The 19,233-nt window shown below is 54.5% G+C and carries 13 protein-coding genes; 11 read left to right on the top strand and 2 right to left on the bottom strand.

Features of this window, described 5'->3' with window-relative positions; genetic code table 11:
* Positions 1-124 precede the first annotated feature (124 nt).
* The 6 genes from dctP (at position 125) to EYY67_RS11840 (ending at position 8,161) form a co-directional block, all read left to right on the top strand.
* Complete coding sequence (gene dctP, locus EYY67_RS11815; RefSeq protein WP_095925500.1) at positions 125-1,162, top strand: TRAP transporter substrate-binding protein DctP; 1,038 nt, start codon at positions 125-127, stop codon at positions 1,160-1,162.
* A gap of 288 nt (positions 1,163-1,450) precedes the next feature.
* Entirely contained in the window at positions 1,451-1,942 is a 492-nt protein-coding gene (locus EYY67_RS11820; RefSeq protein ID WP_095925499.1) for a PadR family transcriptional regulator, read from the top strand.
* A 111-nt stretch (positions 1,943-2,053) separates the two neighbouring features.
* Positions 2,054-3,193, top strand: a complete 1,140-nt coding sequence (locus EYY67_RS11825; RefSeq protein WP_131693551.1) for an efflux RND transporter periplasmic adaptor subunit — start codon at positions 2,054-2,056, stop codon at positions 3,191-3,193.
* Positions 3,193-6,303 (top strand): efflux RND transporter permease subunit, encoded by a 3,111-nt coding sequence (locus tag EYY67_RS11830; protein WP_095925497.1) that lies wholly within the window; start codon positions 3,193-3,195, stop codon positions 6,301-6,303. Before EYY67_RS11825 ends, EYY67_RS11830 begins: the two co-directional genes overlap by 1 nt.
* Before the next feature lie 5 nt (positions 6,304-6,308).
* Complete coding sequence (locus EYY67_RS11835; RefSeq protein ID WP_131693633.1) at positions 6,309-7,679, top strand: efflux transporter outer membrane subunit; 1,371 nt, start codon at positions 6,309-6,311, stop codon at positions 7,677-7,679.
* A gap of 95 nt (positions 7,680-7,774) precedes the next feature.
* Positions 7,775-8,161, top strand: coding sequence for a methionine-R-sulfoxide reductase (locus tag EYY67_RS11840; RefSeq protein WP_095925495.1), 387 nt, complete (start codon positions 7,775-7,777; stop codon positions 8,159-8,161).
* Positions 8,162-8,378: 217 nt separating this feature from the next.
* On the opposite strand, the gene bamA is transcribed toward EYY67_RS11840, so the two are convergent.
* Positions 8,379-10,802 carry an outer membrane protein assembly factor BamA gene (gene bamA / locus EYY67_RS11845; RefSeq protein WP_131693552.1) on the bottom strand — a complete coding sequence of 808 codons (2,424 nt, stop codon included), beginning with the start codon at positions 10,800-10,802 and terminating at the stop codon, positions 8,379-8,381.
* A gap of 216 nt (positions 10,803-11,018) precedes the next feature.
* The gene (locus tag EYY67_RS11850) at positions 11,019-11,957 is read right to left on the bottom strand and encodes an aminoimidazole riboside kinase (protein ID WP_131693553.1); all 939 of its coding nucleotides are present in this window, start codon (positions 11,955-11,957) and stop codon (positions 11,019-11,021) included.
* A 251-nt stretch (positions 11,958-12,208) separates the two neighbouring features.
* On the opposite strand from EYY67_RS11850, the gene EYY67_RS11855 reads away from it, so the two are divergent.
* From EYY67_RS11855 to EYY67_RS11875, 5 genes are all read left to right on the top strand, one after another.
* Positions 12,209-13,789, top strand: a complete 1,581-nt coding sequence (locus tag EYY67_RS11855; RefSeq protein ID WP_131693554.1) for a carbohydrate porin — start codon at positions 12,209-12,211, stop codon at positions 13,787-13,789.
* Positions 13,790-13,861: 72 nt separating this feature from the next.
* Complete coding sequence (locus EYY67_RS11860; RefSeq protein ID WP_095925491.1) at positions 13,862-15,235, top strand: sucrose-specific PTS transporter subunit IIBC; 1,374 nt, start codon at positions 13,862-13,864, stop codon at positions 15,233-15,235.
* Complete coding sequence (locus EYY67_RS11865) at positions 15,232-16,641, top strand: sucrose-6-phosphate hydrolase (RefSeq protein ID WP_095925490.1); 1,410 nt, start codon at positions 15,232-15,234, stop codon at positions 16,639-16,641. Before EYY67_RS11860 ends, EYY67_RS11865 begins: the two co-directional genes overlap by 4 nt.
* Complete coding sequence (locus tag EYY67_RS11870; RefSeq protein ID WP_095925489.1) at positions 16,642-17,697, top strand: LacI family DNA-binding transcriptional regulator; 1,056 nt, start codon at positions 16,642-16,644, stop codon at positions 17,695-17,697.
* A gap of 290 nt (positions 17,698-17,987) precedes the next feature.
* Entirely contained in the window at positions 17,988-19,217 is a 1,230-nt protein-coding gene (locus EYY67_RS11875) for a sensor histidine kinase (RefSeq protein WP_131693555.1), read from the top strand.
* Positions 19,218-19,233 lie beyond the last annotated feature (16 nt).

A 19,233-nucleotide genomic window follows, 5' to 3' on the forward strand; every position in this document is an offset into this window, starting at 1 on the left:
ACACAACAGGCGTCATGTGCAAACATGGCGCTTTTTTTTGTACCTTCCTGTCCGTCCGCACGGTTCCCCTTTCGCCCTGTCGTTAGAATGAGCACCGGTATTTCCCCTTTTAACGAGAGATTACATGGAATTAATCAGAAAGCCCCTGACCCTCGCACTGGCGCTGCTGTTGTTACCGGCAGGCGTCTGCGCCACCACAACCCTGCGCTACACCGATCACGAACCTCTGGGGGCCATGCGCACCCGCTTTATAAAGGACGTATTTTTCCCCGCGATTGAAAAAGAATCCCACGGTCGCCTGAAAATTGAAGACCACTGGAACGGTGAACTCTCCACCGGCTACGACGCACTTCGCACGATACGTGAGGGCAACACCGCCGATATCGGCATTGTGGTGCCGGAATATGCGGCCAAAGATCTGCCGCTGCATCAGGTTTTCAAAAGTTTTCCGGTCGGCCCGTCCGGTGACAAACAGATAGAATTCTTCCGCCGCGTTTATGCGGAAATCCCGGCCTTCTCCGCTGAGCTGAAACAAAACGGTGTGGTAAATCTCTTTCCCGCTACCGGTTATCCGGTGGCCTTTTTCAGCACGCATCCGCTAAAAAACCTTCAGGATATTAAAGGCACCACCTGGCGTTCAGCCAGTTTCTGGCATCAGGATTTCCTGCGTAATGCGGGCGCGACGCCGGTGACCATGCCGTGGGGCGGGCAAACGGTCAATGCGTTTAAGACCGGACAACTCGACGGCATCATGGTTAATGTCGACAGCGGTTACGACCTCAAAGTCCACAAAATGGCCCCCGACGTCTTAGTCTCGAAAGAGCTATGGCTCGGTCATGTTTACCTGCTGGTGATGAATCAGAAGGTCTGGAACGGACTGGCGCAGGAAGATAAAGACGCCATCACCCGCGCCGCTGACATCGCCCGTAAAACGGCCGGTTCGGTGATGGATAAGCATTTTGAACCCCAGCTGGCCGCCCTGCGAAAAGACGGCGCAAAGGTCCGCATCCTGCAACACAGCGAGATCATGCACTGGCAGAAAGTGACGCGCTATCAGGAAAGTCAGGCCCGTTGGGTGAAGGAGCAGCAAGCCGCTGGCGTTGAGGATGCCGCCCCCGCCCTGCAACAAGTCAGTAAAATCATGGCAGACGTGATGAAATAAACGTGACACCGTCACAATACTATGACTTTTTCGCAATGCTTACACGGCAAAAAGAGCAGGAGGGCATCTTTTTGCCGTTCATCGGTAAATCAGGGAGTTAGCCGCCTTCCCGAGTGTTAAGAAGTGTCAGCAGGCCGTTTCCCCTTACCCACGCAGTGGCTATTTAGTCGATGTAAAACAACCGGTTAACACTATCCTTACGTAATTTTCCCGCCCTGACACCGGCTTGCCCCGAAAACCCACAAGATATATCTTGAGGCCATCGGGAATAACGGAAGGAGAGAAAACATGAGCGGAACTGCACCTGCCGCACGGCGTAAAAGCAAACTGTTCACCCGTCAGGAACTGACGCTGTTCGTTTTGCATCTGATCCAGATAAACCCGGCGCACGGCTATGAAATCATCAAAACGATTGAAGGCTATTCGATGGGGGCTTATATCCCCAGCCCCGGCGTGATTTACCCGATCCTGTCGCAGATTGTCGAACGCGGTTTTGCCACGGCGGCGGAAATCGAAGGCGGAAAAAAACAATTTTCCATGACCTCTGCCGGTTCTGACTTTCTGGCAGCCAGAAGAAACGAAATCCGCGATATAGAAGAAAAAATGAAAACCCGCGTGATTGAGAATAACCCGCCCCCTGCGCCTGAAATGATTTATGCCATCGAGAATTTAAAAATTACCGTACGGACCAAAGACTATAACGGTGATATTACGCCGGAAAAATATGATCTGATCATTCACTATATCAACGAGGTCACGAAGAAAATTCATGACTTATAAATAAGCTGATTCTTTAAATAAACCTGACGACAACCTGACTGTTTTATTTCGATAAAACAGCCGGGACGCCTTTTGCCTTTTATTCTCTTGTTATTATTTACGGACACCAAAATGCCTTTATTAAGACCTTCCTGCTTAATTATGCTTTTCGCACTGAGCGGTTGTGATAATTCACCAACCGCTCCACCTGCCGCCGCACCCACTGAAGTGGGCGTCGTCACCTTAAAAGCACAGCCTTTCAATCTGGTGAGCGAATTAACCGGACGCACCACCGCCACGCTGACGGCGGATGTCCGCCCGCAGGTCGGCGGCATTATTCAGAAACGCTTATTCACGGAAGGCGATACGGTGAAAGCCGGTCAGGCGTTGTATCAGATTGATCCGTCGTCGTACAAAGCCACTTACGATCAGGCGGCGGCCGCGCTGAAAAGTGCCAATGCGCTGGTGCTCTCTGATTGCCAGAAAGCGCGCCGGTATGCGGTGCTGGTGAAAGAGCAAGGCGTGTCACAACAGGATGCGGAAGACGCGCAGTCGGCCTGTGCCGAAGACCGCGCCAGCGTCGATGAAAAAGTCGCCGCGCTGGAAGCGGCAAAAATCAATCTCGACTGGACGCGGGTCACCTCGCCGATTGCCGGGCGTATCGGGATCTCTTCGGTCACGCCGGGCGCACTGGTGTCCGCCGCGCAGGACACCGCGCTGGCAACGGTACGCAATCTCGATTCGATGTATGTCGATCTCACCCGCTCCAGCGCGGATTTGCTCAGCCTGCGTAAACGCGCGGTGGCCGCAAACAGCGAGGCGCTGGGTGTCACGCTCACATTAGAAGACGGCTCGGTGTACCCGGAAAAAGGCCGTCTCGAACTGACCGAAGTGGCGGTGGATGAAGCCACCGGTTCCGTCACCCTGCGCGCCGTGTTCCCCAATCCGAGACACGTGTTGCTGCCGGGCATGTTTATCCGCGCCGACGTGGATGAAGGCGTGATTGAAAACGCCCTACTCGCGCCGCAGCAGGGCATCACGCGGGATGCCAAAGGTGATGCCACCGCGCTGGTGGTCACCGCCGCCGGTAAAGTCGAACAACGTGAGGTGGAAACCGGTGAAGCCACCGGCACAAACTGGCTGATCGTCAAAGGCTTGCAGGCCGGTGACCGCGTGCTGGTGGAAGGCAACGACAAGGTCGCCGTGGGCGATACGGTGAAAGCGGTTGAAGTGAAGAATACCGCCACCAAAAGCACAGAAGGAGCTGCCTGATGTTCTCCCGCTTCTTTGTGCGTCGCCCGGTGTTTGCCTGGGTGATTGCCATTCTGATCATGATGGCCGGGATTATGGCGATCCGCACCCTGCCGGTGGCGCAGTATCCGGACGTCGCGCCGCCGTCAGTCAAAATCAAAGCCACCTACTCCGGTGCGAATGCCGAAACCCTGGAAAACAGCGTCACGCAGGTCATCGAACAACAGCTGACCGGGCTGGATAATCTGCTTTATTTCAGCTCCAGCAGCAGTTCCGACGGCTCGGTGGATATCACCGTCACCTTCAAACAGGGCACGAATGCCGATACCGCACAGGTGCAGGTGCAGAACAAAGTTCAGCAGGCGGAATCGCGTCTGCCGACAGAAGTGCAGGAAGCCGGGGTAACGGTCACTAAATCGCAGTCCAGCTTCCTGCTGATCATGGCGGTGTACGACAAAACCGACAAGGCCAGCAGTTCGGATATCGCCGACTGGCTGGTGAGTAATATGCAGGATCCGCTGGCGCGCGTCAGCGGCGTCGGCAGTTTGCAGGTGTTTGGCGCGGAATACGCCATGCGCATCTGGATGGATCCGACCAAACTGGCGGCCTATGACCTGATGCCGTCAGATGTGGAAACCGCCATCGAAGCGCAGAACGTGCAGATCTCCGCCGGTAAAATTGGCGGCCTGCCCTCTTCAGATTCCCAGCAACTGACCGCCACCGTGCGTGCGCAATCACGTCTGCAAACGCCGGAGCAGTTCCGCAATATCATCGTCAAAGGTAACAGCGGCGGCGCGGTGGTGCGCATCAGTGATATCGCCCGCGTCGAAATGGGCAGCGAAGATTACACCGCCGCCTCTCAGCTGAACGGCCATCCGGCAGCGGGCATGGCGGTGATGTTATCGCCGGGTGCCAATGCGCTCGACACCGCCACGCTGGTGAAAAACACCATCAGCGAATACCAGCGCAGCATGCCGAAAGGCTACGATGTCGCCTACCCGAAAGACAGCACCGAATTCATCAAAGTCTCAGTCGAAGACGTGATCAAAACGCTGATCGAAGCCATCGTGCTGGTGATCGTGGTGATGTACCTGTTTATGCAGAATCTGCGCGCCACGCTGATCCCGGCGCTGGCGGTGCCGGTGGTGCTGCTCGGCACATTCGGCGTGCTGGCGCTGTTCGGCTATTCGATAAACACCCTGACGCTGTTTGCCATGGTGCTGGCGATCGGGCTGCTGGTGGATGATGCCATCGTGGTGGTGGAAAATGTCGAGCGCATCATGCGTGATGAAGGGCTTTCCGCCCGCGACGCCACCGAAAAATCGATGGGGGAAATCTCCGGTGCGCTGGTGGCGATTGCGCTGGTGCTCTCCGCCGTGTTCCTGCCAATGGCGTTCTTCGGCGGTTCCACCGGCGTGATCTACCGCCAGTTCTCGGTCACCATTATTTCCGCCATGATGCTCTCGGTGGTGGTGGCGCTGACCCTGACTCCGGCACTGTGCGGCGCGTTCCTGCGTCATAAACCGCAGGCGACGACCGGTTTCTTCGGCGGCTTCAACCGTCTGTATTCACGCACCGAACAACGTTATGAAAACGGTGTCACCCATGTGCAGCGCCGTCCGGTGGTGATGGTGCTGATTTACGGTGCGATGGCGGCGCTGATGGGCGTGCTGATGTGGCAACTGCCGACCAGCTTCCTGCCGTCAGAAGATCAGGGCGAAGTGATGGTGCAATACACCCTGCCCGCCGGAGCCACCGCTAACCGCACGCAGGCCGTCAACTCACGCGTAACGCAGTGGTTCCTCGACAACGAAAAAGCCAATACCAACGTCATTTTCACCATCACCGGCTTTAACTTCAGCGGCAGCGGGCAAAATGCCGGGATGGCGTTTGTGTCGCTGAAAAACTGGGATGACAGACCGGGAAGCGCCAACACCGCGCAGGCCGTCGCCGGTCGCGCAATGCAGGATCTGTCGGTGATCCGCGATGCCAACGTGATTGCCATGACGCCGCCTTCCGTCGACGGTCTCGGGCAAAGCAACGGCTTCACCTTTGAACTGATGTCCACTGGCGGCACCAGCCGTGCCGACCTGTTGAAACTGCGCACCGAACTGCTGGCCATGGCGGCAAACAGTCCGGAACTGCAATCGGTTCGCGCCAACGATCTGCCGCAGATGCCACAGCTTCAGGTTGATATCGACAACAACAAAGCCGTGGCGCTCGGGCTGACGCTCAGCGACGTCACCGCCACCCTGAGCAGCGCGTGGGGCGGCACCTACGTCAATGATTTCGTCGATCGCGGCCGCGTCAAGGAAGTGTATATCCAGGGCGACAGCCAGTTCCGATCCAAACCGGCGGATCTGAATAAATGGTTTGTGCGCACCAGCGACGGCACCAGCATGACGCCGTTCTCCGCCTTCGCCACCACGCACTGGACCTACGGCCCGGAAAGCCTCGCACGCTATAACGGTTCGACCTCCTACGAAATTCAGGGCGAAAACACCGACGGTTACAGTTCCGGTGCGGCCATGGCAAAAATGGAAGCGCTGGCGGATAAATTACCCGCCGGTTCAACCTGGGCGTGGAGCGGATTGTCCCTGCAGGAAAAGCTCGCCAGCGGGCAGGCACTCAGCCTGTATGCCATCTCGATTCTGGTGGTCTTCCTGTGTCTCGCCGCGCTGTACGAAAGCTGGTCCGTGCCGTTCTCGGTGATCCTGGTGATCCCGCTCGGCCTGCTTGGCGCCTCCCTTGCCGCCGAACTGCGCGGGCTGAATAACGACGTCTATTTCCAGGTGGCGCTGCTGACCACCATCGGCCTGTCGTCGAAGAACGCCATTCTGATTGTCGAGTTCGCCGAAGCGGCATTGAAACAAGGCAGCACCCTTACTGCCGCCGCGCTTTCCGCCGCCCGCACCCGTTTGCGCCCGATCCTGATGACCTCGCTGGCCTTTATCGCCGGGGTGCTGCCGCTGGCGGTCGCGACCGGTGCAGGGGCGAACAGCCGCATCGCCATCGGTACCGGCATTATTGGTGGCACCGTGACGGCCACCTTACTGGCTATTTTCTTTGTTCCGCTGTTCTTCGTGCTGGTGAAAAAAGTCTTCACCGGTCATAAAGACGCGCAGGAGTAAGCATGATTTTTCGTCTGAGTATTATTTCGCTGTCACTGTTACTGGCGGGCTGTATTTCGCTGGATCCTGATTATCAGCGCCCTTCCGCGCCGGTGCCTGCCGTCTGGCCTGCGCAGGGCACGCAGCCTGCGGCCACCACGGTGCTCAGCGACTGGCAGCACATCATGACCGATGCGCGTCTCAACGCCGTGGTCGCGAAGGCGCTGACCAGCAACCGCGACATGCAGGAAGCTATCGCTGATATCGAATCCGCCAAAGCCCTGTATGGCGAACAACGCGCCAGTCTGTTCCCGACACTGGACGCCGATCTGACGCAAACCCGCAGCCGGACGCAGGATGCGGGGGTCAGCAGTACGGCCACCGCTGACGGCGCGGTGAGCAGTTTTGAAATCGATCTGTTTGGCCGGAACCGCAGCCTGAGCACGGCGACCAAAGAAACCTGGCTTGCCAGCGAATCGACCGCACAGAACACCCGCCTGACACTGATTTCAGAAACCAGCACCGCGTGGATCACGCTGGCGGCGGACAACAGCAATCTGAAACTGGCGCAGGACACCCTGAAAAGTGCGGCGGATTCGCTGCGCATCACGCAACTGCGCCAGAAGGAAGGCGTCGCCTCGGGGCCGGATGTCAGTTCTTCGATGGCGATTTATCAGCAGGCGCGCGCCAGTGTTGCCAGCTATCAGACACTGGTCGCACAGGACATCAACGCCCTGAATCTGCTGGTGGGTGACACTGTGCCGCAAAACCTGCTGCCGGGTACGCTGGAGGAACTCGCTCCGCAGGCCATCGCGCTGGTGCCCGCCGGGGTGTCTTCCTCCGTATTGTTGCGCCGTCCTGACGTGCAGGAAGCGGAGCACAACCTGAAAGGTGCAAATGCAGATATCGGCGCGGCGCGGGCGAATTTCTTCCCGACGCTGTCGCTGACTGCCAGCGCAGGCGTCGGCAGCACCTCGCTGTCGAACCTGTTCAGTCACGGCACCAACGTCTGGTCATTCGCCCCCAGCCTGACGCTGCCCCTGTTTACCGGTGGCAGTAATACCGCGCAGTTGCGCTACGCCGAAGCCCAGAGAAAGGGGCTGATTGCCGCCTATGAAAAAGCCATTCAGAGCGCCTTTAAGGATGTCGCCAACGCCCTCGCCCGCCGCGCCACACTCAGCGAGCAGATGGATGCGCAGCAGCAGTATGTCGCGTCTGCACAGCGCAGTTACGATCTGGCGCGCCGCAGTTATGAAACCGGCGCGGGAGATTATCTCACGGTGCTGACTGACCAGCGTTCGCTGTGGTCGGCGCAGACCGATCTGATCGCCCTGCAACAGACGGATTTTGAGAACCGCATTACCCTGTGGCAGTCATTGGGGGGTGGCGTGAAATAGCACCGGAGGGCCTGAGGGCACTTGCAGCTTTATGTGTCGCGCCAATATAGCGCTACACTATAAGGCTGCAATGTCACCTGCCAGGAGCGAATATAATGAACAGAGAACTGAATGATTTTGAACGTTTTGTCATTGAAAACAAAGGGACAGAACGCCCGAATACCGGCGAGTATAACGACCATTTTTCACCGGGCCGTTATGTCTGCAAACGTTGTTCCGCCCCGCTGTATTCTTCAGAACATAAATTTGAATCCCATTGCGGCTGGCCCGCTTTCGACGATGAAATTCCGGGCGCGGTAGAACGTGTGCCGGATGCCGATGGTCGCAGAACAGAAATTGTCTGTGCTAACTGCAAGGCACATCTGGGACATGTGTTTGAGGGGGAATATTTAACCGAGAAGAATTTGCGTCACTGTGTGAATTCCGTCTCCATGATATTTGAAAGTGCCGATGAACAAGGGAATTATCATCCGGTGGAATAAACACGACATTTTATTTGTGATGAAAAACAAATAAAAAAAAGGGCCGTACAGGGACAGCCCTTAAAAGGAAGAATTCCAACAGTATATTATAATGGCATGATGTTTACCCGTTACGGGTTGCTCTTAAACATCATGCCGGTATTATAATGAGATCAGATTTTGTTTCTATTCTCATTACGTCTGTATAAAGTAATAACTTCGTAAGTCCCGTATAGTATTACCACGTTTTACCAATATTAAACTGGAACTGTTCCGCGCTGTCGCCTTCATATTTCACCAGCGGCTGGGCATAAGAAAATACCAGCGGGCCGAGTGGTGATTGCCATTGCAATGCAATACCGCTGGAAACACGGATATGCATCGGATCACTGTAATCCGGAATACCCGCCGCCTCGGTGGCCGCCGTGTTTTGCCATTTGGTGTCCCAGACAGTGCCGGAATCAACAAACAATGACGTCCGCACCGAACTGGCGTATTTCTCGCTGATAAACGGTGTCGGCACATACAATTCCGCACTGGCGATCGCCATCGCATTGCCGCCCACCGCATCGGTGGATTTGCTCACCGGACAGGTGGAATACGAACTGTCTGCGCTGCTGCATTTGTAATACGCCGCTTTCGGCCCGATGGTGTTGGACGAGAAGCCGCGCACCGAGCTGGAACCGCCCGCATAGAAGTTATCGTAGAACGGCACCTCGTTGCTGCCGATGCCTGCCGCATAACCGGCTTTGGCACGGCCCATCAGCACCCAGTCTGATGTGTCACTCAGCGGAATGTAGTGGTTAGCATCGAAGGTGATTTTGTAATAACTGTCGTCCGAGCCAGGCGTGGTCACTTTGGCGGCCAGGCTGGCGCGGGTACCGGAAGACGGGAAGAAGCCACGGTTCAGGTCGTTATACGCCCAGCCGACGCTGGCGAAGAAATCGTTGGTGCGCAGTTCGGCATCGCTGTTGGTGGAGGTGGTGACCAGCCCCGGCTTGACGCCGCTGGCGTTAAGATAGCGCCAGACCGCCACCTGTGGCTCCATGTCAGTGAGCGTGCTGTGGACGTAATCCAGCCCCAGATTCAGCGTATTGTTTTCGCTGACCGGCAGCCCCAGATTCATGCCTGCGCCGTAACTTTGCAGGTTGTACGCCGCCAGATCGTCGTCTTCCGCGTCGTAGTGGTTGTAGAACACTTTGCCGCCAAGACTGACGCCATCGACCGTGTAATACGGGTTGGTCACCGAGACTTCGACATAGGTCTGGTACGAGTTACGCGTACCGCTGAAACTGACCGTGTTACCGCTGCCGAGCCAGTTATCCTGCGTCACGCCCAGCTGATAACTGATTCCGCTGTCGGTGCCGTACCCCACGCCCACGTTGAAAGTGCCGGTGTTACGCTCTTTCACTTTGTACACCACATCAACCTGATCGGAAGATCCCGGCACCGGCTGCGTATCCACATCCACCGTGTCGAAATAGCCGGTGCGGTTGAGGCGGTCTTTGCCTTTCTGCACCAGATCGTTGCCCAGCCACGCGCCTTCCATCTGACGCATTTCGCGGCGCAGCACTTCATCTTTAGACGTGTCATTGCCTTCAAAACGGATGCGGCGCACCGAATACCGGTTGCCGGTGTCCACACTGATCCTCAGTTTCACGGTTTTATCCGCGTCATTGATGTCGCTTTGTGTGGTGACGTGCGGATAGGCATAACCGTAGCGCCCCAGCAGATTTTTAATATCGCCTTCAACGTTGGTGATCTTCGCGCCGTTGTACAACTCCCCGGCAGGAATGGCGGCCAGCGCTTCGATTTCTGACGTATGACCGGCCATGCTGCCGCTGACCACCACGCCGGAAATTTTATATTGCTCACCCTCCGTCATATTGACGGTAATATAAATGCCTTTCTTATCCGGCGTTAAACTGACCTGCGTGGAATCAATATTAAAACGGGCATAACCGCGATCGAGATAAAAACTGCGCAGCGTTTCTAAATCGCCGGACAGTTTTTGTTTTTCATATTTCTTATCGCCAATCACATTCCACCACGGCACTTCATCGCGCAGCTGAAAATGGGCGATTAAATCGTCAGTGGTGAAGGCTCTATTCCCCACGATATTAATTTGCTGAATTTTGGCCGACATGCCTTCGGTAAAGACCAGTTTTACATCCACACGGTTACGCGGCAGCGGCGTGACCACGGCTTTTACGCTGGCACTGTACTTGCCCACGCTGTAGTAGAAATCCTCCAGCCCCTTCTCAATCGACGAAATGGTGGTGCGGTCCAGCGCGTCGCCGACGCGGATCCCTGAGGCTTCCAGGTTTTGCTGCAACATCTCGTCTTTGATGGCTTTGTTGCCGGAGAAGGTAATGCTCGCGATGGTTGGCCGCTCTTTCACCTGAACAATCAGGGTATTACCGTCCTGCAGCACCTTCACATCATCAAAGTTGCCGGTCGCGAACAGCGCGCGGATGGTCTGGCTGATATCGTCCTCAGAGACCGAATCGCCCACCCGGACGGGAATGCTCAGTAACGCCGCGCCCACCGTGACCCGCTGTAGCCCTTCCACGTGGATATCCCTGACGACAAAGCTGTCAGCAGCGAAAACCGAGGTGCTGCTGAACAGCAGTGACGCCAGGAGTAATTTTTTCATTGTCATGTGATCCGTGCTCGCCGTTTTACTACTAACAAAAAGTGTCTGTTAACGGAAAGATTCTGCTATCAGAAGAAATAACCTCGCTAACAGACTGCCGGCAATATAGGAGGTTCAGCGGCACAGATTTGATTTTCGTAAAACAGGACGTTCTGTTACGCATTACTTACGTTATTTTCGGCGGATGAACAGTTGCAGTACGGGCAACGTCGTCGGACCCGGTTACCCGTGAGAGGAAAACGCCTTTAAGGTCGCGCTGTCAGGTAATGCGGTCATTGCGCCTCTGGCGGTAGTGGCAAGCGCCCCGCAGGCCAGCGCCTGATGAATGATGGGGTGACAAATGTTGTCCGACGCCAGCGGCCAGTGCTGCGCCAGTCCGGTCAGCAACCCGGCGACAAAGGCATCTCCTGCCCCGGTAGTATCCACCGCCCGCACTTCGGGTGCCGGATAATGCTTCAGGCTGGCATTTTTCTTCCGGTAAACCGACACGCCATGTTTACCCTGTGTGACCAGCAACATTTCGGGATTATAGCGATCGCACAGGCGCAGCATTCCTTCCGACAGCAGCGATTCACCGGTCAGAAATTCCAGTTCATCCTCCGAGATTTTAATGACATCCGCCAGCGACAAGGCGCGGGCAAGGTTTTCGCGCAATTGCGCTTCATCAGGCCACACGTCATGGCGGATATTGGGATCAAAACAGACATAACCGCCTGCCGCTTTTATTTTTGCCATTGCCAGAAAGGCGGAAGACCGTGACGGTTCTGCGGAGAGCGCAATCGAACACAAGTGTAAAAACTGTCCTGCGCTAAACGCCGGAATGTCGGTGGCCTGGAGGAATAAATCCGCGCCCGGACGCACCATAAATGTGAAGGAACGCTCGCCGTCAGCGTCGTTTTCCACCACCACCGTGGAAGTGCGGTGATGCGGGTCAGACATCATGCAATCAGTATTGACTCCTTCATCGCGGAGCGTTTTCATCAGGAACCTGCCGAACGGATCATCCCCCACGCGGCCGATAAAGGCGCTGTCGCCACCGAGACGGCAAACACCGACGGCAACGTTGGCGGGTGCCCCTCCCGGGCATTTTAATAAGCGGCCATCTTCTTCGGCGATCAAATCCACCACGGCATCGCCCAACACCCAAATCCGGTTATTCATCTTCATTCCCTTTTATAAATCCTGATAAATCGTCTGTGGATAAAATAGAAGAACCGGTTTAGCTAATCAAGCGCAAATGAATTTTCGGAATCAAAGATCGAATTGCCAACAGGATCACAATTTCACGACAAGACTGGTGAACTTCGTTGCCTAAACACAGGCGGAGTGCTTATTGTGCTCAGGAAAACCAGTTTAGCAATTTAGCAAAATGGTTTTCCCATAATAATTAAACTTCCTCTGAAGGGATAAAAATGATGATGAAACCTCGCTATCTTGCTGTTGCTATTGGACTTATTCTTTCTTCTGCGGCTCAGGGGGCCGATCTTTCTTCCAGTGCAATTGAAGCCCGCTTTGCGGCGATGGAAAAACGACTACAACTCGCCGAAAGCCGCGCCGCTAAGGCCGAAGCCCGTGCTACGCAGGCAGAACACCAGGTTAAACAACTCGAGACACGCACCGCCAGCAACGAACAGCAAACCCGTCAGGTGGCGAAGACGGCTGAAATCAACCAGCAGCAAACTGCCGATGTGGCTAAACGCACCGAAACGTTAGCCGGCAATGCCAAAAGCAACAGCAGTGATAACAGCGGGTTTAAATTCAGCGGTTATGCCCGTTCCGGCGTGATCATGAATGATTCTGGCACCTCAACGGAAAGTGGCCCGTACGTCACCCCGGCCGGACAAACAGGCGGTGCAGTCGGGCGTCTGGGTAACGAAAATAACACCTACGTCGAACTGAATCTGGAGCACAACCAGACGATGGCCAGCGGCGCGACCTCCCGCTACAAAGTGATGCTGGCTGACGGGCAGCGCAGCTACAACGACTGGACCGGCGCGACCAGCGATTTAAACATCCGTCAGGCGTTCGTTGAACTGGGATCACTGCCGACATTCACCGGAGTCTGGAAAGATTCCACACTGTGGGCGGGTAAACGTTTTGACCGCGATAACTTCGATATTCACTGGCTGGATTCGGACATTATCTTCCTGGCGGGTACCGGCGGCGGGATCTACGACGTCAAATGGGGCGATAACCTGAAAAGTAACTTCTCGCTTTACGGAAGAAACTTTGACGATCTTCAGGATGACAATAACGACGATACCCGCATCGAAAACTACATCGTCACCGCCAACAACTATGCCGGGCCATTCCAGTGGATGCTGAGCGGCCTGCGCGCCAAAAATAATCAGGATCGTGAAAATACGGGTAAAAATGGCATCAGCACCGCGGCGGACACTGGCTTCCACACGATGCTGGCGTATCACGGCGACAGTTTCTACGGTCTGCGCGAGGGGACATCGAAAACAGCCTTGCTTTACGGGCACGGGCTGGGAGCAGAAGTGAAAGCACTTGGCTCTGACGGACGGCTGACGGACGATGCCAGTACGCTGCGTGTGGCAACGTATGGCATCACGCCGATCAGCAAAAACTGGAGTATTGCCCCGGCGGTTCTGGCGCAGCAGAGCAAAGACCGTTATGTCTCTGGCGATGATTACAAATGGCTGACCTTTAACACCCGTCTTATCCAGCAAATTACCGAAAACTTCGAGCTGGCGTATGAAGGCAGCTATCAGTATATGGATCTCAATCCACAGGGTTACAGCGATTACAACAAAGTGAAAGGCGGTTTCTACAAACTGACCTTCGCACCGACCTTCAAGGTCGGCGATATCAGCGACATGCTGAGCCGTCCGGAAATCCGCTTCTTCGCCACTTACATGGACTGGAGCAAAGAGCTCGACAGTTATTCTTCCGCAGATTCATTTGGTACTGACGGATTCACGGCAGGCGGCCAGTGGAACTTCGGCATCCAGATGGAAACTTGGTTCTAAACAGCAGGGTCTGATTTAAAAAAGCGCCCGGCCAGACCGGGCGTAAATGATAATGAAAAACTAAGGGATTCTATGAATATCAATGCAATCGCGACTGAATTGCTTCCGCTGTTGGGCGGAAAGGACAATATTGCCAGCGCGGCACACTGTGCCACCCGTTTGCGGCTGGTGCTGGCGGACGACAGTCTGATCAACAAAAGTGCTATCGAACAGGTTGAAGGCGTTAAGGGCTGTTTCAGTAATGCCGGACAGATTCAGATCATTTTTGGTACGGGGCTGGTGAACAAGGTCTACGCCGAATTCATTAAAGTGGCCGGTATCAGCGAATCCAGTAAATCTGAAGCCGCGGATATTGCGGCGCAAAAGCTGAATCCGTTCCAGCGCATCGCCCGCGTGTTGTCGAATATTTTCGTGCCGATTATTCCTGCGATTGTGGCATCCGGCCTGCTGATGGGGCTGCTCGGCATGGTGAAAACCTACGGCTGGGCCAACCCGGAGAGCGCGATTTTTATCATGCTCGATATGTTCAGTTCAGCGGCGTTTATCATTCTGCCAATTCTGATTGGTTTCACCGCCGCGCGGGAATTTGGCGGCAACCCGTTCCTCGGTGCCACGCTGGGCGGCATCCTGACGCATCCGGCGCTGACTAACGCCTGGGGCGTTGCCAGCGGTTTCCACACCATGAATTTCTTTGGTCTTGAGATTGCGATGATCGGCTATCAGGGCACGGTATTTCCGGTGTTGCTGGCGGTGTGGTTCATGAGTTTCATCGAAAAACGCCTGCGTAAAGTGATCCCGGATGCCTTGGATCTGATCCTGACACCTTTCCTGACGGTGATTATTTCCGGTTTTATCGCTTTCCTGATCATCGGTCCGGCCGGACGCGCGCTCGGTGACGGTATCTCCTTCATTCTCAGCACCCTGATCACCCATGCAGGCTGGTTCGCAGGGCTGATATTTGGCGGATTGTATTCGGTGATCGTCATCACCGGTATTCACCACAGCTTCCATGCGATCGAAGCGGGTTTACTGGGTAACCCGAATATCGGCGTGAATTTCCTGCTGCCGATCTGGTCGATGGCCAACATCGCGCAGGGCGGTGCCTGTCTGGCGGTTTACTTCAAAACACGTGATGCGAAAATTAAAGCCATTGCGGTGCCTTCGGCGTTCTCCGCCATGCTGGGTATTACGGAAGCCGCAATCTTCGGGATCAACCTGCGCTTCATGAAGCCTTTTCTGGCGGCACTGGCAGGTGGTGCGCTCGGCGGTGCCTGGGTAGTGGCGATGCACGTCAATATGACGGCGGTCGGTCTGACCGGTATTCCGGGGCTGGCAATCGTGCAGGCCAGCTCTATTCTCAGCTACCTGATCGGTTTAGTGATTGCCTTCGGCAGCGCATTCCTGCTGTCATTGCTGCTGAAATACAACACGGAGAGTGAAAAATGACAGAAGTCAGTTTGCTGAAAAAAGCACTGCGCAGCGTGGTAGCCGGTCAGGTTAACGCGGCGGCAGACCCGTACCGCCCCGGCTGGCATCTCGCGCCGCCGGTCGGGCTGCTCAATGACCCGAATGGATTTATTCAGCATAACGGCCGTTTCCATTTGTTCTATCAATGGAACCCGCTGGCCTGCGCGCACGGCGCTAAATTCTGGGGACACTGGAGCACGGCGGATTTACTCCACTGGCAGCATGAGCCGCTGGCGCTGGCACCTTCAGAGGACTACGAAACCCACGGCTGTTATTCCGGCTCAGCCGTGACAGACAACGGCCAGCTCACGCTGATTTATACCGGTAACGTGAAATATCCCGATGGCAGTCGTACAGCATTTCAGTGTCTGGCGCGCGAAAATGCAGACGGCGAATTTGATAAAACCGGGCCGGTATTTAATCTGCCTGAAGGCTATACCGGACATGTGCGTGATCCGAAAGTCTGGCGGCATGAAAACCACTGGTACATGGTGCTGGGCGCTCAGGACCTGAGCCTTCAGGGCAAAGTGTTATTGCTGCGTTCTGACGATTTATCAGCCTGGGATCTTCTGGGCGAAATTGCCGGTTCAGGGTTACACGGGCTGGGCGAATTCGGCTACATGTGGGAATGCCCGGATTTATTCCGGCTGGCAGATAACGAGATTCTGATTTGCTGTCCGCAAGGTCTGGCAGCGGGATCTGACCGGTATCTGAATACGTTCCAGTCCGGTTATTTTGTCGGAAAACTGGATTACGACAATGCGACCCTTGAGCACGGCGAATTCACTGAGCTGGATCTGGGATTCGAATTTTATGCGCCGCAAACCACGCAAACGGATGACGGACGGCGTCTGCTGATGGGATGGATGGGTATCCCGGACGGCGATGAATTTTTCCAGCCGACGGTGAAAAACGGCTGGCTGCATACCATGACCTGCCCGCGCGAACTGACGCTGGTGGCGGGTAAAATCATGCAAAAACCGGCACGTGAACTGCAAAAGCTTCGTCGTGACCCGAAAGAATGGCAGGGGATTGCCGGCGATTGCCCTCCTCTGGACATCACAAAAGCCGAGACGGAAATTGTCACTGAACAGGCTTTCAGCGCGGATTTAGGTGGCGACATGACACTCAGCTTTGACGGCGAATGGCTGCGTTTAACGCGAAAAAACCGGCGTACTGGCTTGCCGGAACAGCGTATCTGGCGCGGCCCGTTGCACAAGCTGACGGTGTTAAGCGACGCATCAAGCCTTGAGATTTTTATTAATGACGGAGAAGCGGTAATGTCTTCACGCTATTTCCCTGTTTTACCGGCACAATTGAACTTGCAGGGTTCTCATCAGATTACGCTGCGCCACTGGTCGTTGGCGGAATGCGTGATAGAATAAATGTCTTTCCGGACAACAGAATATGGCGCAGTGAAAAAGACCAAACGCATCACTATCAGTGGCATAGCCGAACTGGCTGGCGTCTCCAAATCGACTGCCAGCCAGGTACTCAACGGACACAGCAAGAAATTTCGGATCTCCGATCTCACCCGGGATCGGGTACTCGCCGTGGCGGCTGAACATCATTATCAGCCCAGCATTCACGCCCGTTCGCTGAATGTCACCCGCAGTTTCACGCTGGGACTGGTGGTGCCGGAAATGACCAACTATGGCTTTGCCGTCTGCTCTAACGAACTTGAAACGCTGTGTCGTGAAAACGGCATGCAGTTGCTGATTGCCTGTACGGACGAAAACACCAGCCAGGAAACCATGGTGGTCAACAATCTCATTCAGCGTCAGGTCGACGGACTGATTGTCGCGTCCAGTATGCTCAATGATGCGGAATACGTAAAAATCAGCCAGCAATTACCTGTCGTCTTGTTCGACCGCCATATGCAGGACACGCAGTTACCTATTGTGGTGTGTGAAGCCATCGAATCCTCAGCAGAACTGGTCTCACGTATCGCTCAGACCCGGCGTGATGAGTTTTATTTTCTCGGCGGCCAGCCACGTATTTCTCCGACCCGGGATCGCCTCGCGGGCTATCAGCTTGGCCTGCAGCGGGCGGGTATCACTCTGAATCCCGACTGGGTGATGTACGGCAACTACCACCCGAGCTCCGGCTATGAAATGTTCGCGCAACTGTGCGCCCGACTCGGGCGTCCGCCCAAAGCACTTTTCGTGGCTTCCTGTGGCCTGATGGAAGGGGTTTTGCGCTATATGAGCCAGCATCAGTTGCTCGAGAGCGATATCCATCTGTGCAGTTTTGACGACCACTATCTGTACGATTCCCTGTCCGTGAAAATTGACACGGTTGCGCAGGACTGCGGAGAGCTGGCCATGCACTGCTTCAGCATGATCAGTGATCTGATGAACGACCAACCCATCGCACAAACCCAATGCTTTCTCACCCCAAAATTGCATTGGCGTTCCCAACACTTCTCGCAGAACAAATAAATATCAAATACGGCCGCCACAAGATGATGTGATACTTCTTTCGCATCATCTGACGGATTCCGCCTGCGCTGCCCCCGCGGGTCCTGCATGGGGCATAGCACGTTAATCATTTTGCCTCTGAACGGTAAATACCTGACTGATTTTCACACTTATAATTAACATCCGCGCATATAAATTAATATTCAGCATTAACTAAACTGGCCCGCTGTGACGGGTTTCAAAATACATAAAGGTGCCTTCCTGTATATTTATATGGTGAATGCTTTCAATTACCAATGCAGGTAATCGTAATGAATAAAAAATATAAATTGCATGAATTTCTTGATGTAAAAAGACTTCAAACCCTCCAGGATAATTTCAGTAAATCGATGATGATTGCCTTAGTGGTGGTCGATCACGATGGCGTGCCGGTGACACAGGCCAGCGGGTTTTCCGATTTCTGCGCCCGCTCACGGCTTAACGCATCGCTGGCAACGCATTGTTATGAAAGTGATAATGCCGGGGGCCGCGCCGCCATGGAGGCGGGAAAGCCGGTGGTTTACCGCTGTTACTGCGGCTTTGTGGAATTCGCCGTGCCGATCATGATCAACGATCATTATCTGGGCGCGTTTATTTCCGGGCAGGTAAAAGTCGAGGAAGAAAAAGAGCGCACCATTCCTTATATTCTCGATAACAACGAAATATGGAAAGAAAACGAATGGCTGATCGATTTACATCATGATGCCAAACGCATGCCTTACGATCGTTTTGAATCGACCGCCTCCACCTTATTGCATGTTTCGTCTTATCTGGTGGAACAGGCGCATACCAATAATATTCAGCGGGAACTGCACAGAAAAGATCTCGAACTCACCGATGAATTGCGCAAAAGAGTGGAAATAGAACGTTCATTACATGAGGCGGAATTTAAAGCCCTGTCTTATCAGATTAACCCGCACTTTTTATTTAACGTGTTAAATACCATCGGCCGTCTGGCCTATCTGGAAGATGCCCAGCGCACGGAAACCATGGTGCATGATTTCTCCGATATGATGCGTTATTTACTGCGTAAAAATAATCATGGGCTGATTACGCTGAGCCATGAAATTAATTATGTCACCAGTTATATGTCCATCCAGAAAGTCAGAATGAATGACCGGTTCGATTATCAGTGCGACATTCCCGAAAAGTATTTTGATGTCGTCTGCCCGTTTCTGATTTTGCAGCCGCTGGTGGAGAACTTTTTCAACTACGTCGTAGAGCCGCGCGACACGCCCAGCCTGCTGCGCATCTGCGCCACGGACGACGGGCACGATGTCATTCTGGAGGTAACCGACAACGGCGACGGCATTTCTCAGGCCGACATTGCCAGTATTTTATCCGGTGACGAAAACCGTCAGAAAGGCGGTATCGGCATTAATAATATAAAAAACCGGCTTCAGCTGTTATTTGGGGAAAGCTATGGCCTGAATATATCCAGCGCCCATCAGCCACGAATGGGCACCACCATCACCCTGAAATTCCCGATGCTGCAAGCCTGAAAAACGGAGATCTGAG

It is taken from the genome of Rahnella victoriana (assembly GCF_004330295.1).
Lineage (GTDB): Bacteria > Pseudomonadota > Gammaproteobacteria > Enterobacterales > Enterobacteriaceae > Rahnella > Rahnella victoriana.